We start from the raw sequence: 18,291 nt of genomic DNA, 5'->3' as shown, positions 1-18,291 counted from the left end.
CCTCGCCACAAAATCTCACTTCACAGTGGTTTGTGTCGCGCCTACGTACTCTCCCGAACCTTCAACTCAAACCCCATGTCCTGCACCGGTCTGGCCACAGTATTGCCGGCCATCAGCGTCAGCATCTGCTCCGCCGCGCGGCGGCCAATGGCCTCTCGCGGGGTGTTGATGCTGCTCAGGCGCGGGACCATGTGTTCGGACATGGGCAAGTCGTTGAAGCCGAGGATCGCCACTTGCTCGGGGATCTTGATCCCATTGCGCATGGCTTCGAGCAAGGCGCCCTGGGCCAGGTCGTCGTTGCCGAAGAAGATCGCGTCGACATCCGGATGACTGGCCAGCAGTTGCAGGAACAACTCGCCGCCGAGGCCGACGGAGGAGGAGCGGGGCGTCAGCACTTCCAGGTCCGGGTCATACCGACCGGCCTTTTGCAGGGCTTTGCGGAAGCCTTCGCCGCGCAGCAAGGTGCGCTGGTCCAGTTGCGCGCCGATGTAGGCCAGGCGCTTGCGGCCGCGAGACAGCAAGTGTTCGGCAGCCGTTTCGCCGGCGGCCAGTTGCGAAAAGCCAACGCAATTGAGCCCGGCCGCGCTGTCCAGCTCCATCATGTACACGCAAGGAATGTTGCTGGCCTCGATCATCCGCCGCGAACTTTCGGTGCGGTCGAAACCGGTCAGCAACAAGCCGCGCGGTTGATAGGCCATGTAGTTGCGCAGCAGGTTTTCTTCTTCATCACGGGAGTAATGGAAGTTGCCGATCAACACTTCGAAGCCCTTGGGGCGCAAAACCTGATGAATGGCTTCCAGGGTGTCGATGAACAAAAGGTTGGACAACGACGGCACCAACACCACCACCGATTGGCTCTGGGCCGAGGCCAGGGCGCGGGCGGCAGGGTTGACCACATAGTTGAGTTCCAGCGCCGCTTTCTGCACCTTTTCCACAAGTTCAGTGGCCACGGTGCTGACCCCGCGCAAGGCGCGGGAGGCGGTGATCGGGCTGACGCCGGCCAGTCGGGCCACTTCGTTCAGGGTAGGGCGGCCAGTGGTGCGGGTATTTTTATCGTTTTTAGTTGGATTCATCGACGGCTTGCCAAACAAAATTCAAGGCACTAAGGTAGCGCTGTCTCGATGCAGCTGCAAATGCGTGAGCGAGGGTTCGCCTGATCCTCTCTTTTTGGCGTTGAGACCTAACCTGCTGCAACCCACAAAATGACAAGAAAGGCGTCGGCAACATCTGCTTTTGATCTAGTGTCATAACTGGCAAAGGTAGCGCTGTCTGCGCGCTGAGGTGTTACATGAATCATCCCATCACCGCCCTGGTCATCATGGGCGTTGCCGGTTGCGGCAAGACGTGCGTCAGCGAGGCCCTGTGCCATTTGAGCGGCGCCACGGCCATTGAAGGCGACTCTTTTCACCCTGCCGCCAACATCGAAAAAATGAGCGCGGGGATCCCCCTGAACGATGAAGACCGCGCCGGCTGGCTCGACAGCCTGTGCGATGAACTGCGCCGTGTCGACGCCAAGGGCCAGCGCCCGGTGCTAACCTGTTCGGCGCTCAAGCACGTCTATCGCGAACGTCTGCGCAGTGCCTTGCCGGGCCTGGGCTTCGTGTTCCTTGAGTTGACCCCCGAAGTCGCCGCCGACCGTGTCTCCCATCGGCCAGGCCACTTCATGCCGTCGACCCTGATCGACAGCCAGTTCGCCACCCTCGAATCGCCCGTCGGCGAGCCGTTGACCCTGGCGTTGGATGCTTCGACCCATAGCGTCGAGCAACTGGCGGCGCAGGCTCATGCCTGGTGGCAGGCGCACGGCCTGAAACAGGCGGTATGACTGTGTTGGCAAAGACAGCGCTGTCCTCACAATTTTTGATCAACCCGCTTTAATAACAACAACAACCAGGAGACACCCCTAATGTTTGGCATGTCCCACGAGACGTTCCTGCTGCTCGATGCAGTGGTCACGGTGATCGGACTTATCGTCCTGATCACCAAGTTCAAATTTCACCCCTTCATCGCCCTGATCATCGCCGCAGCCTTCCTCGGGCTGACCTCCGGCATGCCGATCGGCACCATCATCAAGGCGTTCCAGGACGGCTTCGGTGGCGTGCTTGGCTTTGTCGGCATCATCCTGGCGCTGGGCACCATGCTCGGCAAAATGATGGCCGAATCGGGCGGTGCGGATCAGATTGCGCAGACGTTGATCCGCGCCTTCGGCAAGGACAAGGTGCAGTGGGCGATGATGTTCGCCGCGTTCCTGGTCGGCATTCCGCTGTTCTTCGAAATCGGTTTCGTGTTGCTGATTCCGCTGGTGTTCATCGTTGCCCGGCGCACCGGCGTGTCGATCATCAAGATCGGTATCCCGCTGCTGGCTGGTCTGTCCGCGGTACACGGCCTGGTGCCGCCGCACCCGGGTCCGCTGCTGGCCATCGGCGTGTTCGGTGCCGACATCGGTAAAACTATTCTTTACGGTCTGATCGTTGCGCTGCCAACGGCCATTATTGCCGGCCCGATCTTCGGTACGTTCATTGCCAAGCACATTCCTGGTCATCCGAATCAGGAACTGGTGGATCAACTGGTGCGCGATGAGGATGCAGGCGATCTGCCTAGCTTCGGCATCACCCTGATCACTGTGCTGTCGCCCGTGTTCCTGATGCTGCTCAAGACCTTTGCCGATGTGGCGCTGCCGGACGGCAACTTCTTCCGCACCTTCATGGACTTGATCGGTCACCCGATCTCGGCGCTGCTGCTGGCGTTGCTGCTGTCGCTGTACACCTTCGGCTACAAGCAGGGCATCGGGTCGCAACAGATGCTCAAGTGGCTGGACGCGAGCCTTGCGCCGACCGCTGCGATCATCCTGATCATCGGTGCCGGTGGCGGCTTCAAGCAGATGCTGGTGACCAGCGGTGTGGGTAACGTGATCGGCAACATGGCGGTGGCTGCACAGATCTCGCCGATCCTGCTGGCCTGGCTGGTGGCGGCGGTGATCCGTATCGCGACCGGTTCGGCGACCGTGGCGACCATCACTGGCGCCGGCATCGTGGTGCCAGTGGTGGGGATGATTCCGGGGGTTAACCGTGAGTTGCTGGTGCTGGCCACCGGTGCAGGTTCCCTGATCCTGTCCCACGTCAACGACGCCGGTTTCTGGCTGGTCAAGCAGTACTTCAACATGACCGTGGCCGAAACCTTCAAGACCTGGACCGCGATGGAAACCATCCTCTCCGTGGTTGGCCTGGGCTTTATCCTGTTGTTGTCGCTGTTCGTCTAAGCGATTCGACAGACACAAAAAAACCGCAGCGATGCGGTTTTTTTGTGGGTGATCGATTTCAGGCTGAACACAATTCAAATGTGGGAGCGGGCTTGCTCGCGAAAGCGTCGTGTCAGTCAACCGAGATGTTGTTTGATACACCGCTTTCGCGAGCAAGCCCGCTCCCACAGGGGATATGTGTCAGGCGTTGGTTTTTGGTGCCAACCCATCCGCCCGAAACATCCCGCGAATCCCGCGCACGGCCTGACGAATCCGGTCCTGGTTTTCGATCAGGGCAAAGCGCACGTGATCATCGCCATACTCGCCAAACCCGACGCCCGGCGAGACACACACCTTGGCTTCGGCCAGCAGTTTCTTGGCGAACTCCAGCGAGCCCAGGTGCGCATAGGCCTCGGGAATCTTGGCCCAGACGTACATCGAGGCTTTCGGGTTTTCCACCATCCAGCCCAGTTCATGCAGGCCCTTGACCAGCACGTTGCGTCGCTGCCGATACTGCTCGGCGATGTCGCGCACGCATTGCTGGTCGCCTTCAAGCGCAGCGATGGCCGCTACCTGCAGCGGGGTGAAGGTGCCGTAGTCGTGGTAGCTCTTGATCCGCGCCAGGGCGTTGACCAGTTCCGGGTTGCCGACCATGAAGCCAATGCGCCAGCCGGCCATGTTGTAGCTCTTGGACAGGGTGAAAAACTCTACCGCAATGTCCTTGGCCCCCGGCACCTGCATGATCGACGGGGCTTTCCAGCCGTCGTAGACGATGTCGGCGTAGGCCAGGTCGTGCACCACCAGCACGTCGTACTGCTTGGCGAGGGCAATGACGCGCTCGAAGAAATCCAGCTCCACACACTGCGCGGTGGGGTTGGACGGGAAGCCGAGGATCATCATCTTCGGCTTCGGGATCGAGCCGCGAATCGCCCGCTCCAGTTCAGCGAAGAAATCCACGCCCGGCACCAGCGGCACCGAGCGCACCTGGGCGCCGGCAATCACGGCACCGTAGATGTGAATCGGGTAGCTCGGGTTCGGCACCAGTACGGTGTCGCCCTGATCCAGGGTCGCCAGCATCAGGTGCGCCAGGCCTTCCTTGGAACCAATGGTGACGATGGCTTCGCTTTCCGGGTCGATGTCGACCGCGTAGCGATCCTTGTACCAGTTGGAAATCGCCCGGCGCAGGCGCGGAATACCCTTGGAGGTGGAGTAACCGTGGGTGTCTTCGCGCTGAGCGACCTGCACAAGTTTTTCGACAATGTGCGGCGGCGTGGCGCCGTCGGGGTTGCCCATGCTCAAGTCGATGATGTCTTCGCCACGACGACGGGCGGCCATCTTCAGCTCGGCGGTGATGTTGAAAACGTAAGGGGGGAGTCGATCTATGCGCGCAAAGCGGCGCGGCGAACCTTGTTCGGCCATTGTTGCCTCGGATAACGTAAGCGCCCGGAACCGTCCGAGCGACGCAGGTCAGCGGTGACCTGTGGCGGAATGTAAGGGCAGCTGTGGCAGACTGTCCAGCCTCAATGTAAACAAATTTGTCCGAAGGATAGGGTTCGATGGAATTTACCAGCGGCTTCTTGCTGAGCCTCTCGCTGTGCCTGGATATCGGCGTGGCCAATATCGCGATGATCACGCTGGCCATGCAACGCGGCTATTTCCAGGGCTTTGCCCTGGGTCTGGGGACCTGTGTCGGCGACCTGATCTACGCGGTACTGGCGCTGGCCGGCATGACCGTGTTGCTGCAGTACGAAAGCGTGCGCTGGGTGTTGTGGATCGGTGGCTCGGCGCTGCTGGTGTACTTCGCGGCGAAGATGATCTATTCGGCGATTCACCACGAGGCGCTGCTGGCCGAAACGGCGGAGGTCGGGAACAACTCCCACCGCAAGGAATTCTTGCGCGGGATCTTTCTCGCCATGTCTTCGCCCAGCGCCATTCTGTGGTTCGCGGCAGTGGGCGGCACCCTGATCGCCCGTTCCGGTGGCGGTGGCCCGCTCAGTTCGGCACTGTTTCTCGGCGGTTTCCTCTGTGCCGGCCTGCTCTGGTCGGCAGGCTTGTGCTTCGCCGCGAGCCATGGCGGCAAGTTGCTGGGCGACAAACTGCTGCGTTATTCCTATATGGCATCGGCGGCGATCTTCTGCTATTTCGCGGTGTACGTGATTCTATCGGGTTACAACGAGTTCGTTGGTGCCGCTGCCGTCGAGCAATTGCACGCACTGTAATTGGGCGAATCGGGTTTGGCTTCTATACTCCCAGCCGAACCCATTTTTATGCGTCAGGAGTCGAGTCATGGATGAGTTAGCACGCGTCGAACTGACGCAACCGCGCTTCGAACACGGGCACTTCCTGCTGATTGCAGGGCTTGGTGGAACATTTACCCAACAAACGGTTCAAGGCATTCCCGAACTCTGGGAGAAGTTCAACCCGCATCTGGGCCAAATTCCGGGTCAAAAAGGCGAAGTCACTTACGGCGTCTGCTGTAATTTCGACGGCAAGGGCGGCTTCGATTACATCGCAGGGGTCGAGATCAGCAAACTCGACGACTTGCCGGAAACCTATCGCTGGGTTGAAGTGCAACCCCAGTATTACGCGGTGTTCGAGCACAAGGGGGCGCTGGATACCTTGTCGCAGACCTTTCGCTACATCTTCGACACCTGGCTGCCACAGTCCGGACACCAGGCGCTAGACGCCCCGGAATTCGAACGCTACAGCGAAGACTTCAACCCCAAGCTCAACACCGGCAAACTGGAAATCTGGCTGCCGATCAAGGCGTGACACGTGTATCGAGAGGCGGATCAGCCGATTCGTCTCTCGATGTCCCACGGCGGCTGATTTATCATCCCCAGCCTTTCCCACGCTGATTCCGAGCTGCCATGAACACCGTCATCCGCAACGTCACCCCCGCCGATCTGGACCGCTGCTTTGCCATCGAAACCCTTGCCTATGAAGGTGACGAAGCCGCGACCCGCGAGAAGATCGCCACCCGCATCGCCACCTGGCCCGAGGGGTTTATCGTCGCGCAAGTGGACGGGGTTGTAGCCGGATTCATCAATTCTGGTGCGGCGTTCCAGGTGGAAATGTCGGACGAGGCGTTCAAGGAACTGATCGGCCACGACCCGGCCGGGCCGCACGTGGTGATCATGTCGGTGGTGGTGCACCCGGATTATCAGGGGCAAGGCCTGGCCAAGCGCCTGATGGGCGAGTTCATCGAGCGCATGCGTGGGATGGGCAAGGTCACCATCAATCTGATGTGCAAGGAGCGGCATATTCCGTTGTATGCCGGTTTCGGCTTTGCCTATATCAAGCCCTCGGCGTCCGACCATGGCGGCATGGCGTGGCACGAGATGGTGCTGGCGTTGTAAGTCACACTGAAGAACCCCTGTGGGAGCGGGCTTGCTCGCGAAAGCGGAGTGTCAGTCGACATCATCATTGACTGACACTCCGCCTTCGCGAACAAGCCCGCTCCCACAGTAGTTTTGTGGTGTTGGTGGGGGCCGTGTCTAGAACACCAACCCCATCCGCCGCTCATAACCGATCCGGCCCTTGTACGCCTCGCCGCTGTCGACAAAGCCAAACCTGGCGTACAGGGCGATGGCAGCCTCGTTGTCGGCATCCACCGACAACTCCAGCCCCCTGATTTCCGGCCAGGCCAGGCGTGCCGCCTCGGGCAGCGCTTGCAGGCAGGCCTTGCCGTAGCCCTTGCCCTGGGCGTGCTGATCGACCTGTAGCGCATGCAGGGTGGCGCTGTGTTCATCGGCCCAGGCCGGCAACACCGGCGGGCGCTTGAGCAGCAGGAACGCGACGGGCACATCCTCGGCCAGCAGGGCGAATCCCTTGACGCCGGGGCCGGGCTTGGACAACAACGTGTGCAATGCGCCGTGGATGTCACCCGAGAATCTGATCTGTTGCGAATGCACTTCGATGGCCTCGACCTGTTGGCGCTGCAGCGCATTCAGGCTTTCATAAGGCACGAGTCGGACTGTCACTGGAGTGTCCTTTTTCCAACGGAAATGAACCTCGGATTCTAGCGAGTTTGGCTTTATGGTTTATTTTTATTTCGTCTGTCGATTTGCCGGATCGCCGGACGACTAAGGGTGTCTTCACTATAAAAACCACGGAGAACCACCATGAACTCGCAAACCCAGATCCATAACCTCATCGAGAACTATCGTCAGTCGGTCATGGCCAAGGACATTGAAAAAGTCATGGCCCTTTATGCAGATGACATCGTCTCCTTCGACGCAGTCAAGGCCCTGCAATTCAAAGGTAAGCCGGCGTATCGCGCACATTGGCAGGCCTGCATGGAAATGTGCCCCGGCCCGCACATCTTCGAATTCCACGAAATCACCATCGAGCCGTCCCAGGAAATTGCGTTCGCTCACTGGCTGGCCCATTGCGGTGGCACCAACGACAAGGGCGAAACCCAGTCCTGCTGGATGCGCGTCACCGCCTGCTATCGGCAAGAAGCCGGGCTGTGGCAGATCGTCCACGAACATTGGTCGGCACCGTTCGACATGACCAGCGGCGCGACGCTGTTCGATCTCAAACCCTGATCGTCGGGAAGCCGAGCCAGAATGCCAGTCAGCGGCCATAGTTGATCGTTCGATAAGGAGAGCGTGATGAAGTATTTATGCCTGGTCTACAGCGATGAGCGCCTGCTGCATTCGCTGCCGGAAAGCCCGAAGGACGAAGAGTGCATGGCCTATGCCGAGTCGATCCAGGGCAGCGGCCGGATGGTCGCCGCCGAGGCGCTGGAGTCGGTACAGACCGCCACCACCGTGCGCATGCGCAACGGCAAGATGTCGATCACCGACGGCCCCTTCGCTGAAACCAAGGAGCAGTTGGCCGGTTTTTATCTGATCGATGCCAAGGACCTCAACGAAGCCATCCAGGTCGCCGGGAACATTCCGGCGGCCCGGGTCGGCAGTGTCGAAGTGCGCCCCGTTCGGCAGTTGAATCCTTAAGATGCCGGGGCTGCCGGTTCAGGCGCAGGTCGAGCGGGTCTATCGCGAAGACTCGCGGCGGATTCTTGCGACCCTGATTCGCTTGCTGGGGGATTTCGACCTCGCCGAAGAAGCCTTGCACGAGGCGTTTTTCATCGCGGTCGAACGCTGGCAGCGTGACGGCGTACCGGACAATCCGCGGGCCTGGCTGGTGTCCACCGGGCGCTTCAAGGCCATCGATGCCTTGCGCCGGCGCGCACGTTTTGCCGCGTCGCAGCCCTTGCTGATCGCGCAACTGGAGGCGCTGGAACAGGCCGACTGGAGTGATGAAGACGTGGAAGACGATCGCCTGCGGCTGATCTTCACTTGCTGCCACCCGGCTCTGGCGGCCGACGCGCAAGTGCCGTTGACGCTGCGGGAGGTCTGCGACCTGACCACGGAAGAAATCGCCCGGGCCTTTCTCTCGGCGTCGGCCACCATCGCCCAGCGGATCGTGCGTGCCAAGGCGAAGATCCGCGATGCGAAAATCCCCTATCAAGTGCCGACACTCTCTGAGTTGCCCGAGCGCCTGGACAGCGTATTGCGGGTGATTTACCTGGTGTTCAACGAGGGCTACTCGGCGTCCATCGGGGCCGAACTGATCCGCGAGGATTTGACCCGCGAAGCGATCCGCCTCGGCCGGTTGCTGGTGGAACTGTTGCCGGAACCGGAGGTAATGGGCTTGCTGGCGCTGATGCTGCTGCACGAGTCGCGCCGCCCGGCCAGGACCTCGGCGAGTGGCGAACTGATCGTGCTGGACGAGCAGGACCGTTCGCTGTGGGACGCCGGGTTGATCAGCGAAGGCTGCACGCTGGTCGAGCGGGCGCTGACCATGGGACGATTCGGACCCTATTGCCTGCAGGCGGCGATCGCGGCGGTGCATGCCGAAGCCCCGACGGCGGGGGAAACCGATTGGCCGCAGATTGTCGGTCTGTATGACGTCCTGCTGCGGGCGGTGCCGTCGCCGGTGATCGAGTTGAATCGGGCGGCGGCGATTTCGCAACGCGATGGTCCACTGGCGGGGCTGACATTGGTCGACGCCATTCTGGAGCGGGGAGAACTGCTCGACTACCACTTGGCGCATTCGGCGCGGGCGGAGTTCTGTCGGCAACTGGGCCGGGTGCAGGAGGCGCGGGCGGCTTGGGAACGGGCGCTGGCGTTGACCCGGCAAGAGCCGGAGCGGCGGTTTATCGAAGAGCGGCTCAAGGTGTTGGATTGATGCGGCCGTTCTGGCCTCTTCGCGAGCAAGCCCGCTCCCACAGGTGACCGAAGTGTTCAGGCGAATGAGGTCTGAATGTGGGAGCGGGCTTGCTCGCGAATGGCCGCGCCGCTATTCCAGCATCTTGCCCAGCAACCAGCTCCCCGCCGGCCCCGGTGGATTCAGCCGCGACCACAACGCATCCACCGACACCGTTTTCGGCCAGCCGCGCACCACCAGTTCCTGCAACGTACCGGGCCCGAACCGCTCGACCAGCCAGCGCGGCAACGGCGCCCAGCCGAATCCACCCTGAGCCATTTCCAGCAGCATCAGATAACTCGGCGCCGACCAGACGCGGCCCTTCGCCCGACTTTCATAGGGATTGATGATGGTGGCCAGGCGCAGCTCGCGGTGCTGCTGCAGTACGTCCCGGTCGACATAGTCCAGTTTCGCCAACGGATGTGCCGGGGACACGAACAAGGCGATTTCCGTGCGCTCGTCCACCGTCGAACTGACCAGGTCCGGCGGGTAGCTGTCCTGCATTTCGGCGAAGGCAATCTGCGCCCGGCCGCTTTGCACCAGCGACATCAGGTCATCGCATTCGGCGATCAGGCACTCGAGCTCCAGGTCCGGGTAACGCTGCTCGAAGGCACTCAAGGCGGCTTCGAAGCGGTCCGACTGATAGGTATCGGACAGCGCCACCGTCAGCTTCGCTTCCACCCCTTGGGACAGTTGGCTGGCGGCTATTTCCAGGCGACTGGTGGCGGCCAGGATGTCTTCGGCCCGTTGCAGCATGACGTGCCCGGCCGGGGTCAGCCCGGGCTTGCGGCTGCTGCGGTCGAACAGCGTCAGGTTCAGGTCGATTTCCAGGCTGGCCACCGCCGCGCTGATGGTCGACTGACTGCGGCCCAACTTGCGCGCCGCGGCGGAAAACGAGCCTTGGGTCGCGGCTTCGACAAACGCCAGCAACACTTCGTGAGACGCCATGAACTATCGCCTTAATCGATGGTTATTGGTTATGAAGTATCGGCTTGATGATGGATCATGGCAACCACAGTCACTCAAGGGAGTTCGGCCATGAGCGCCAACAAATCCATTACTGAACGTATTTTCCAAGCCATCGGCTTCGAACTGCTGGCCATCCTGATCTGTACCCCGTTGCTGGCCTGGATCATGGACAAACCGATGTTGGACATGGGCGCTGTGACCATCGCCATGGCTGCACTGGCCCTGGCCTGGAACGTGGTGTTCAACGGTATGTTTGATCGCCTGCTGATGCGCTGGGCCATCGTGCACAACGCCTGGGTCCGTGTGGTGCATGCGCTGTTGTTCGAAGGCGGTCTGGTCGCCCTCGGCGTGCCGCTGATCGCCTGGTGGCTGAATGTCAGCCTGTGGCAAGCGTTCGTGCTGGATATCGGTGTGTTGCTGTTCTTCCTGCCGTACACCTACGTCTACCACTGGGTATATGACGTGGTTCGGGAGCGGATGCTGGTGACTCGCGAGGTTTGCTGAGTCGTGTTTTTGTGGCGAGGGGGCGGGTCAGTCATCTGAAACCGGTCCTTGTAGGAGCGAGCCTGCTCGCGATGACGGCATGACAGTCAATATCAATGTTGAATGTCAGACCGCTTTCGCGAGCAAGCCCGCTCCCACAGGTTTTGCGTCGTTGGATCAGACGTGGAAGTAACCCACGCACGAATCGAACGGCAGGCGCTTGAGTTCGATCTTGTTCAGGTCGAGCACTTCACGCAGGGCCTTGGTTTCGCCCGGGAAGTTGCGGTAGGCGACTTCGTCGAGTACCACGATCGCGCCTTTGGGCATGTACGGCAGGAAGGTTTCCAGCGCGACTTTGGTCGACTCGTACAGGTCGGTGTCGAGGATCAGCATGGCCACGACCAGGTCCGGACGGGTCTTGACCCACTCCGGCACGGTCTTGACGATATCGCCCTTGACCAGTTCGCAACGCGGAATGCGGTTGACCGGGCGCAACAGGTCGTTGGCGTCGATCATGTCCTGGATCAGCGACTGGTCGGTGTCGGCGAACATGGTCTCGTTGACGTCGGCCGGGTCTTCTTTCTTGTCGATGCTCTGGAAGCCTTCGAAGGTGTCGAAACCCACGATCGAGCGGTTGATCGCATACGGCTCGAGAATCATCGACAGGTGCATGTAGAGCATCAACGAGTTGCCCTTGTACACGCCGCACTCAATGATCGCGCCCGGCACTTCGGCGACCTTCTTGAACAGCTCCATGCGCGACAGCGCAGCGGTCACGCCAATGCGGTTGGCGAAGACGAACGGCGCGTCGGCCACGTATTCGGCATCGACCCGTTTCAGGACGTTGGTACGGGTTTCGTTGTACTGGGCCTCGGCGGGCGTGATGCGACGCTTGGTCATTGCGGGATTCCTCGGAAATTCGAAAAGTCGTGGACGTGGAAGTAGTCTTTGAAACCGGCGCCGACATCCGGGCAGGCGCTGTCGACGTTGATCGCGCCGCGCTGCTGCTTGAGGTCGTCGAGGTGCATCAGGCGAAAGTCCACACTGAAGCGGGTGTGTTGCGTGTAATTGGGCACGGTGCCGTGCAGGTGCGAACCCGAGAACACCAGCATCTCGGCGGTGTTGCCGGCAATGCGCAGTTCAGAGGCGCTGTTGATCGCTTCGGTGGGTACCGGGTGCTGGCGCGCCTCTTCCTTGACGTTGTCCTTGGCGCGCTGGCGTTGCACGCCGATCCAGTCGGACAGGCTCCACTGCGCCGAGGTGTTTTTCACCGGGACGTCGAAGTAGGCCGGGTTGATCATCATGGTCTGCTCAGGCTGGATCGTGTAGACCGGCATCCAGGTATTGATCTGGCAGTCGACACCGCCGTACCAGGTATCGCGATGGGGCTTGTAGGCGTAGCTGACGCCGGCGTGCAGGTAGTCGTAGTTGGGCACGACGCGGATGCGCGGTACGTCGAAAATGAACGCCTCGGGAGCGGCACCGATTTCGTCGGTGAAGCTGCGGATCAGCTCCTTGGCACGCAGGCTGTTGGTGAACTGGCCCTTGAGGCGAGTCACCAGCACCACGAACTCTTCCACCGGCATCAGTGTGTGCAGCGCCTGGTGGTTGGTCTCGCCATCGAAGGCGGCGGTGATGCTTTCCTGGGCAAAGGCACAGAGTTCCTTTGCCGCTTTCAGTTCGGTGTTGAGGAAGATGTCGCCAGCGTAGATCGCACTTCTGAAATCAGCGTGCTTGTGCAACTGATTGATGAATAAGTTCACGGTTCTCACCCAGGAATACTTTGGCTCTCATAAGAGTCGGCAACAGGCTGACAAACTGAAGGGCTGGCGGACGTGTGGTGCGTCAATAAAGCGCAAGCCTTTGAGCATGCGAGCAAATGCCGTGCCGCTGGACGAAAAAAATCCCGACGGGAAAACCCGCCGGGATGATGTGCTTCGAACCCAGGCTGCGACCCTGGGATTTGCACTTCTGTGGGAGCGCACTTGCTCGCGAAGGCGGTCTGACATTCAGCATCGATGTCGACTGATACACCGCTTTCGCGAGCAAGCCCGCTCCCACATTCAGAACAGTTGGGTGAACAACCAGTACAGGCTACCCGACAGCAGGATCGCTGCCGGCAAGGTCAGCACCCAGGCCATCAGCAGGTTGCGGATGGTCTTCATCTGCAAGCCGCCGCCGTTGGCGACCATGGTCCCGGCCACGCCCGAGGACAACACGTGAGTGGTCGACACCGGTAGGCCGAACATGTCGGCGGCACCGATGGTCAGCATCGCCACGGTTTCTGCCGAGGCGCCCTGGGCGTAGGTCAGGTGGGTCTTGCCGATTTTCTCGCCGACGGTCACCACGATGCGCTTCCAGCCGACCATGGTGCCCAGGCCCAGGGCGATGGCCACGGCGATCTTCACCCACAACGGAATGAACCGAGTGGAGTTGTCGATCTGCTGCTTGAACAGTTGCAGCTTGCCGCTGGTGTCGGCGTCGAAGTTGCCGACCTTGTTCTTGTCCATCAGGCGAATGGTTTCGCTGCTCAAGTACATGTCGTTACGCACGTTGCCCACGGCCTCGGCCGGGACTTTCGACAGCGAGCCATAACCCTTGACCTGGGCACCGATGCTGCCGGTCAGCGCCGCCAGTGCCGGTACCAGTTGCGGGGTGGCTTCCTTGCTGCGCACGTATTCGGACAGCACCGCGCGCGGGTCGGCGGGGGCCGGTTGCGGTGCCGCCTTGACCAGTGCTTGCTGGGTCACTTCGGCGACCGCGGCGAACTGCAACGCTTGATCGGCCGGCATGGTGCGGTTCAATGCGTAAGCCATTGGCAGCGTGCCCACCAGAATCAGCATGATCAGGCCCATGCCTTTCTGACCGTCGTTCGAGCCGTGGGCAAACGACACCCCGGTGCAGGTCACGATCAACAGGCCGCGAATCCACCATGGCGGCGGGGTCTCGCCCTTTGGCTCCTTGTACAGCGCACGATTCTTGACGAACGCGCGCAGGGCCAGCAACAGCAGCGCCGCGAAGCCGAAGCCGACCAGCGGCGAGAGCAGCAGCGCGTAACCGATCTTGGTGGCCTGGGCCCAGTCCACACCACTGGTGCCGTCGCGGCCGTGCATCAGGGCGTTGGCCACACCGACCCCGATGATCGAACCGATCAGGGTGTGCGATGACGATGCCGGCAACCCCAGCCACCAGGTGCCGAGGTTCCACAGGATGGCGGCGATCAGCAGGGCGAAGATCATCGCGAAACCGGCGGACGAGCCGACTTGCAGGATCAGCTCCACCGGCAGCAGGGCGATAATGCCGAATGCCACAGCGCCGCTGGACAGCAGCACCCCGAGGAAGTTGAAGAAACCGGACCAGACCACGGCAACGTTCGGCGGCAGCGAGTTGGTGTAAATCACCGTGGCCACCGCGTTGGCGGTGTCATGGAAGCCGTTGACGAACTCAAAGCCAAGGGCAATCAAAAGCGCCACGCCCAACAGCAGGAACGGCGTCCAGGTGGTCACCACCGTGCCGAGTTCGTTCATGTCGTGCATCAGGCTGTAAGCGGTAAACAACAAACCGATGGCCAGCACGGCGAAAAACACCACGATGGTGAGCAGGCCGGGTTTCTTGTCGAGTTGCGGTATGGCGCTACTGGCGGGCGCCGGGGCGGCGGTGAAGGAGGGCGTAGCCATCACTGACATTCCTGAGGAGGGAGGTGTATCAGTGATAATCGTTGCCAATTGTTACAGGGAGGCTGCTCTGGGTCAGTGTTTGGGGGATTTGCGGGCCGTTGATTTGAAATCACCGGTCTTTGAAGGTGAACCCTGTGGGAGCGGGCTTGCTCGCGAAGGCGGTGCGTCATTCAACATTGATATTGACTGGCCTGACGCCTTCGCGAGCAAGCCCGCTCCCACAAGATTCCAGCTGCGGTCAGTAATCCTGCTGCTTGCGAAACGCCCAGCGCCCGGCGATCACGGTAAAGGTCGCGACCAGCGCCACCAGGATCCAGAAACCCTCTGGATCATCGGCCAGCGGAATGCCGCCGACGTTCATGCCGAAGAAACCGGCGATGATGTTGATCGGCAGCGCCAGCACCGTCACCACTGTCAGGGTGAACAGCGTGCGGTTGGTCTGTTCGTTGATGTTGGCGGCGATCTCTTCCTGCAACAGCTTGATCCGCTCACCCAGCGCCGTGAGGTCGTTGATGATCAGCGCAAACTCCTCAGTGGATTTGCGCAACTCCTTCACGTCTTCCTTTTGCAGCCATTGCGGCGGCCGGTTGAGCAGGCGCAGCAACGAGCCCGGTTCCAGCGCCAGCAGCCGTTGCAAGCGCACCAGCACCCGGCGGTTAGCGCCCAGTTCAGCGCGGTTGGTCGACAGCCGCGAGGACAGCAACTCGTCTTCGATCTGGTCCACACTCTGGCTGGTCTTGCGCACGATCTGGGTCAGCACTTCACCCTGGTCGCGCAGCAAATGCACCAGCAACTCCAGCGGGGAGCGAAAGCACTCCCGGGCCTTCACCGACGAGCGCAATTTGTCCACCGAGTGCAGCGGTTGCAGGCGTGCACTGATGATCAATTGGCTGCGGGCGCACACCCACAGGGTCGAGACATCCGACGAGACCATGTTGCTGAGGTTGAACACCACATCGTTGACCACCGCCAGCAACGCGGAGTCGACATGTTCGATGCGCGTCGAGCGCGAGCCTTCGTGCAGCGCCTCGAAAAATTCCTCGGGCAACTCCAGATGACTTTTCATCCAGCGTTCGCACGCGGCATGGGCGAGGTTCAGGTGCAGCCAGAGAAATTGCTCATCGCTTTGCGGCTGTTGCAGGTACTGCAAGGCCTCGGCGGAATTGATTTCCCGGCCGGCCTCACCGGGGCGAAAGGTGAAACCGTAAAGCAGGCCGAACAGATCCGTGTCGCGATGACTGTGATCGATGCTGTGGTTCATGAGGGCTCGCAAGGGGAGACGCCTGTCGCAGGTTTCGCAGGTTCACTTGAGCGGCATCATCGCAAGCGGGGGTGACGTTTTTGTGACGGGAAAATAACGCAAACGATTGCTCTACCGGCGGTCGGGATGTTCTCAAGAATCGCTCTGGCTAGCCGATTACGCTTGGGTTGAGTTGCGCGCCGCAGGCCTAGGCCGGGACCGCAGACAGGGATGTCCGGACACTTTTCACGCCTTACCGGGGCGTGCCTCATTCCTGTCATGAGTACCATTCGATGCTTTTGCAAAAGTCCCTGAGAGCACAAATTCTCGCCCTGCTGAGCGGCAGCCTGCTGGCGATGCTGTTGATCGCCCTGGCGTGCTTTCACTTCCTGTCCAGTGGCGTGCAGAGCTACGCCAATCTGATCGAAGGCCCGCTGCATACCTCGCAATTGATCGATGAAGCCAACCTGCAATTCAAGGTGCAGGTGCAGGAGTGGAAAAACGTCCTGTTGCGCGGCAAGCAACCGGCGGACCTGAGCAAGTACTGGGGGCAATTCGAAGACCGTCAGCGCGATGTGCAAAACATCCTTGGCGAGCTGGCTGCGCAGAAGGGCATCGAGCCGCAACTCAAGAGCCGCATCGAGCGCTTGCGTGACGAACATCGCCAGTTGGGCGCGGCCTATCAGAAGGGCCGGGACGCGTTCGTGGCCGCCGGTGGTGACCCGACGGCGGGCGACACAGCGGTCAAGGGCGTGGACCGCGCCGCCAGCGATCAGATGAGCGAACTGGTCAGTGAGTTGCGCAAGCAGGGTGCTGAGCAATCGACATTGATCAGCGTCGCAGCCGATCGCACGGTGATGCTGGGGATCATTGTGATGCTGGTTTCGGGGCTGCTGATCGGCTTGCTGAGCCTGTGGCTGGTCAACCGCAACCTGGTCGAGCCGATCCGCAAACTGATCGAATACGTGGCGCAACTCAGCCAGGGGCGTATTGCCGAGCGCGTGGCCAGCACCCGACAGGACGAGTTGGGCAAACTGGCGATGGCCGCCAACACCCTGCGCGATTTCCTCGCCGAAACCTTCAGCCGTTTGCAGCGCAGCGCATCGGACCTGGACAGCGCCAGCGGTGAGTTGAACTCGATCGCCACCGTGATGGCCGGCGGTACCAACGAGCAGTTCAACCGCACCGATCAGGTGGCCACGGCGATGAACGAAATGTCCGCTACGGCACAGGAAGTCGCCCGTCATGCCGCCGAAGCGGCGCGGGCCGCCGACGATGCCGACCAGTCCGCCCAGCAGGGCGAAAAAGTCATGCAGGGCACCATTCACACCATCACCCAGATGCGTGGCGAAATCGCCAACACCGCCACGGTCATCCGCCAACTGGAAACCGACAGCGGGCGCATCGGCAAGGTCCTGGAAGTGATTCGCGGCATCGCCGAGCAGACTAACCTGCTGGCGCTCAACGCGGCCATCGAAGCGGCCCGTGCCGGTGAAGCCGGACGCGGTTTCGCGGTGGTGGCCGATGAAGTGCGCAGCCTGGCCCAGCGCACGGCGGCGTCGATCATCGAGATCAACCAGATCATCCAGACCGTGCAGACCGGTGCAATCGAAGCGGCCCAAGCGATTGAAAGCGGTCAGTCACGCAGCGAACAAAGCGTGCAGCAAGTGACGGAGGCCGGCGCCATGCTCGAACGCATCACCCTGGCCGTGGAAGCCATCCGCGACATGAACCGCCAGATCGCCACTGCCGCCGAAGAGCAGACCTCGGTGGCCGAAGACATCTCGCGCAACCTCACCGAGATCACCAGCATCGCCAGCACCAACCTGGACAACGTGCAGCGCACTGAAGCGGCCAGCACCAACCTGCACGGTTTGTCGGGGCGGTTGAATGAGGTGACGGCGCGCCTGAGCGCTTGATGAAAGGGACTGTGTACCGGGTTCCTTATCGAGTCGGTACACAGTCGGTCTCAAGTGCAGATATAGGGTGTCGATGACGGGTTGAACCTGAATCCACATTGGAAAAAAAACGCCATGGTCAGCACGTCGGCCTGATCAATCATCCAGACGCAGAAAAGCCGCACGATCCGAAAACCGTGCGGCTCTTTGTTGTGTGCATCAGACGTCTTTTTTGTTCTTCAGGACTTCGCCGGTGGTGGCGTTCAAATCCACGTCCCATTCAACGTTGCTGGCGTCACGCAGTTCGACTTCGTACTCGTAGATGGTGGAGTGTTTGTCCAGGTCGCTGTCGGTAATGGTGGCCCCCGGGTGCAGCTTCAACACGATCTGGTTCAACTCTTCCATAGGCTTGATCTTGCCCTCCTTCACCAGCTGAGGGATCTGGTCGACAGGAACGTCTTTGGCCTGGGCCAAACCAGCGGTGAGCGTCAGGGCGGCAGCGGTGAAGAGGGCAGTCAAAGTCTTCATGAGTTCTTTCCTTGGGATAGCCGTTTAAGTGGGATCAGGTTAGTC

The 18,291-nt window shown here is 60.9% G+C and carries 19 protein-coding genes; 10 read left to right on the top strand and 9 right to left on the bottom strand.

Features of this window, described 5'->3' with window-relative positions; translation table 11 throughout:
- Positions 1–41 precede the first annotated feature (41 nt).
- A complete protein-coding gene (gene gntR, locus AC3IT6_RS22785) occupies positions 42–1,073 on the bottom strand; it encodes an HTH-type transcriptional regulator GntR (protein WP_489352970.1) in 1,032 nt (343 codons plus the stop codon).
- A gap of 215 nt (positions 1,074–1,288) precedes the next feature.
- Between gntR and AC3IT6_RS22780 the strand changes: the two genes are divergently transcribed.
- Both AC3IT6_RS22780 and AC3IT6_RS22775 read left to right on the top strand, forming a co-directional pair.
- The gene (locus tag AC3IT6_RS22780; RefSeq protein ID WP_458370331.1) at positions 1,289–1,822 is read left to right on the top strand and encodes a gluconokinase; all 534 of its coding nucleotides are present in this window, start codon (positions 1,289–1,291) and stop codon (positions 1,820–1,822) included.
- Between the two features lie 81 nt (positions 1,823–1,903).
- Positions 1,904–3,256: a GntP family permease gene (locus tag AC3IT6_RS22775; RefSeq protein ID WP_150726658.1), complete on the top strand. Its 1,353-nt coding sequence runs from the start codon at positions 1,904–1,906 to the stop codon at positions 3,254–3,256.
- Positions 3,257–3,436: 180 nt separating this feature from the next.
- Here the strand turns inward: AC3IT6_RS22775 and alaC are convergent, their stop codons facing one another.
- Positions 3,437–4,654 carry an alanine transaminase gene (gene alaC, locus AC3IT6_RS22770; RefSeq protein WP_223445740.1) on the bottom strand — a complete coding sequence of 406 codons (1,218 nt, stop codon included), beginning with the start codon at positions 4,652–4,654 and terminating at the stop codon, positions 3,437–3,439.
- A gap of 137 nt (positions 4,655–4,791) precedes the next feature.
- Here alaC and AC3IT6_RS22765 point away from each other — a divergent pair, with 137 nt between their 5' ends.
- The 3 genes from AC3IT6_RS22765 to AC3IT6_RS22755 all read left to right on the top strand — a co-directional run bounded on the left by AC3IT6_RS22765 (position 4,792) and on the right by AC3IT6_RS22755 (position 6,594).
- A complete protein-coding gene (locus AC3IT6_RS22765; protein WP_085717119.1) occupies positions 4,792–5,454 on the top strand; it encodes a LysE family translocator in 663 nt (220 codons plus the stop codon).
- 67 nt (positions 5,455–5,521) lie between these two features.
- Positions 5,522–6,007 carry a GyrI-like domain-containing protein gene (locus AC3IT6_RS22760; RefSeq protein WP_150756291.1) on the top strand — a complete coding sequence of 162 codons (486 nt, stop codon included), beginning with the start codon at positions 5,522–5,524 and terminating at the stop codon, positions 6,005–6,007.
- A 98-nt stretch (positions 6,008–6,105) separates the two neighbouring features.
- The gene (locus AC3IT6_RS22755) at positions 6,106–6,594 is read left to right on the top strand and encodes a GNAT family N-acetyltransferase (protein WP_489352966.1); all 489 of its coding nucleotides are present in this window, start codon (positions 6,106–6,108) and stop codon (positions 6,592–6,594) included.
- Between the two features lie 138 nt (positions 6,595–6,732).
- Here AC3IT6_RS22755 and AC3IT6_RS22750 read toward each other — a convergent pair whose 3' ends face one another.
- Positions 6,733–7,218, bottom strand: coding sequence for a GNAT family N-acetyltransferase (locus tag AC3IT6_RS22750; protein WP_489352964.1), 486 nt, complete (start codon positions 7,216–7,218; stop codon positions 6,733–6,735).
- Positions 7,219–7,359: 141 nt separating this feature from the next.
- Between AC3IT6_RS22750 and AC3IT6_RS22745 the strand changes: the two genes are divergently transcribed.
- From AC3IT6_RS22745 to AC3IT6_RS22735, 3 genes are all read left to right on the top strand, one after another.
- On the top strand, positions 7,360–7,785 hold the full coding sequence (locus tag AC3IT6_RS22745) for a YybH family protein (protein WP_489352962.1): 426 nt from the start codon (positions 7,360–7,362) through the stop codon (positions 7,783–7,785).
- A 66-nt stretch (positions 7,786–7,851) separates the two neighbouring features.
- Positions 7,852–8,196, top strand: a complete 345-nt coding sequence (locus tag AC3IT6_RS22740) for a YciI family protein (RefSeq protein ID WP_057713581.1) — start codon at positions 7,852–7,854, stop codon at positions 8,194–8,196.
- 1 nt (position 8,197) lies between these two features.
- Positions 8,198–9,433, top strand: a complete 1,236-nt coding sequence (locus AC3IT6_RS22735; RefSeq protein WP_489352960.1) for an RNA polymerase sigma factor — start codon at positions 8,198–8,200, stop codon at positions 9,431–9,433.
- Between the two features lie 111 nt (positions 9,434–9,544).
- On the opposite strand, the gene AC3IT6_RS22730 is transcribed toward AC3IT6_RS22735, so the two are convergent.
- Positions 9,545–10,399: a LysR family transcriptional regulator gene (locus AC3IT6_RS22730; RefSeq protein ID WP_489352958.1), complete on the bottom strand. Its 855-nt coding sequence runs from the start codon at positions 10,397–10,399 to the stop codon at positions 9,545–9,547.
- A gap of 90 nt (positions 10,400–10,489) precedes the next feature.
- Between AC3IT6_RS22730 and AC3IT6_RS22725 the strand changes: the two genes are divergently transcribed.
- A complete protein-coding gene (locus AC3IT6_RS22725; protein ID WP_489352956.1) occupies positions 10,490–10,924 on the top strand; it encodes a multidrug/biocide efflux PACE transporter in 435 nt (144 codons plus the stop codon).
- 156 nt (positions 10,925–11,080) lie between these two features.
- Here AC3IT6_RS22725 and AC3IT6_RS22720 read toward each other — a convergent pair whose 3' ends face one another.
- From AC3IT6_RS22720 to AC3IT6_RS22705, 4 genes are all read right to left on the bottom strand, one after another.
- The gene (locus AC3IT6_RS22720) at positions 11,081–11,803 is read right to left on the bottom strand and encodes a TylF/MycF/NovP-related O-methyltransferase (RefSeq protein WP_056725897.1); all 723 of its coding nucleotides are present in this window, start codon (positions 11,801–11,803) and stop codon (positions 11,081–11,083) included.
- Positions 11,800–12,666, bottom strand: coding sequence for a hypothetical protein (locus tag AC3IT6_RS22715; RefSeq protein ID WP_489352954.1), 867 nt, complete (start codon positions 12,664–12,666; stop codon positions 11,800–11,802). Before AC3IT6_RS22715 ends, AC3IT6_RS22720 begins: the two co-directional genes overlap by 4 nt.
- 300 nt (positions 12,667–12,966) lie before the next feature.
- Positions 12,967–14,580 carry an inorganic phosphate transporter gene (locus AC3IT6_RS22710; protein ID WP_223445727.1) on the bottom strand — a complete coding sequence of 538 codons (1,614 nt, stop codon included), beginning with the start codon at positions 14,578–14,580 and terminating at the stop codon, positions 12,967–12,969.
- A gap of 238 nt (positions 14,581–14,818) precedes the next feature.
- On the bottom strand, positions 14,819–15,841 hold the full coding sequence (locus tag AC3IT6_RS22705; RefSeq protein WP_489352951.1) for a transporter: 1,023 nt from the start codon (positions 15,839–15,841) through the stop codon (positions 14,819–14,821).
- 272 nt (positions 15,842–16,113) lie between these two features.
- On the opposite strand from AC3IT6_RS22705, the gene AC3IT6_RS22700 reads away from it, so the two are divergent.
- A complete protein-coding gene (locus AC3IT6_RS22700; protein WP_489352949.1) occupies positions 16,114–17,739 on the top strand; it encodes a methyl-accepting chemotaxis protein in 1,626 nt (541 codons plus the stop codon).
- Between the two features lie 198 nt (positions 17,740–17,937).
- On the opposite strand, the gene AC3IT6_RS22695 is transcribed toward AC3IT6_RS22700, so the two are convergent.
- Positions 17,938–18,246, bottom strand: coding sequence for a PepSY domain-containing protein (locus AC3IT6_RS22695; RefSeq protein WP_150674262.1), 309 nt, complete (start codon positions 18,244–18,246; stop codon positions 17,938–17,940).
- Positions 18,247–18,291: the final 45 nt, after the last annotated feature.

Source organism: Pseudomonas sp. KH_017 (assembly GCF_057840285.1).
Note: the sequence above shows the minus strand (reverse complement) of the source record. Positions and strands in the feature narration are given on the sequence as shown.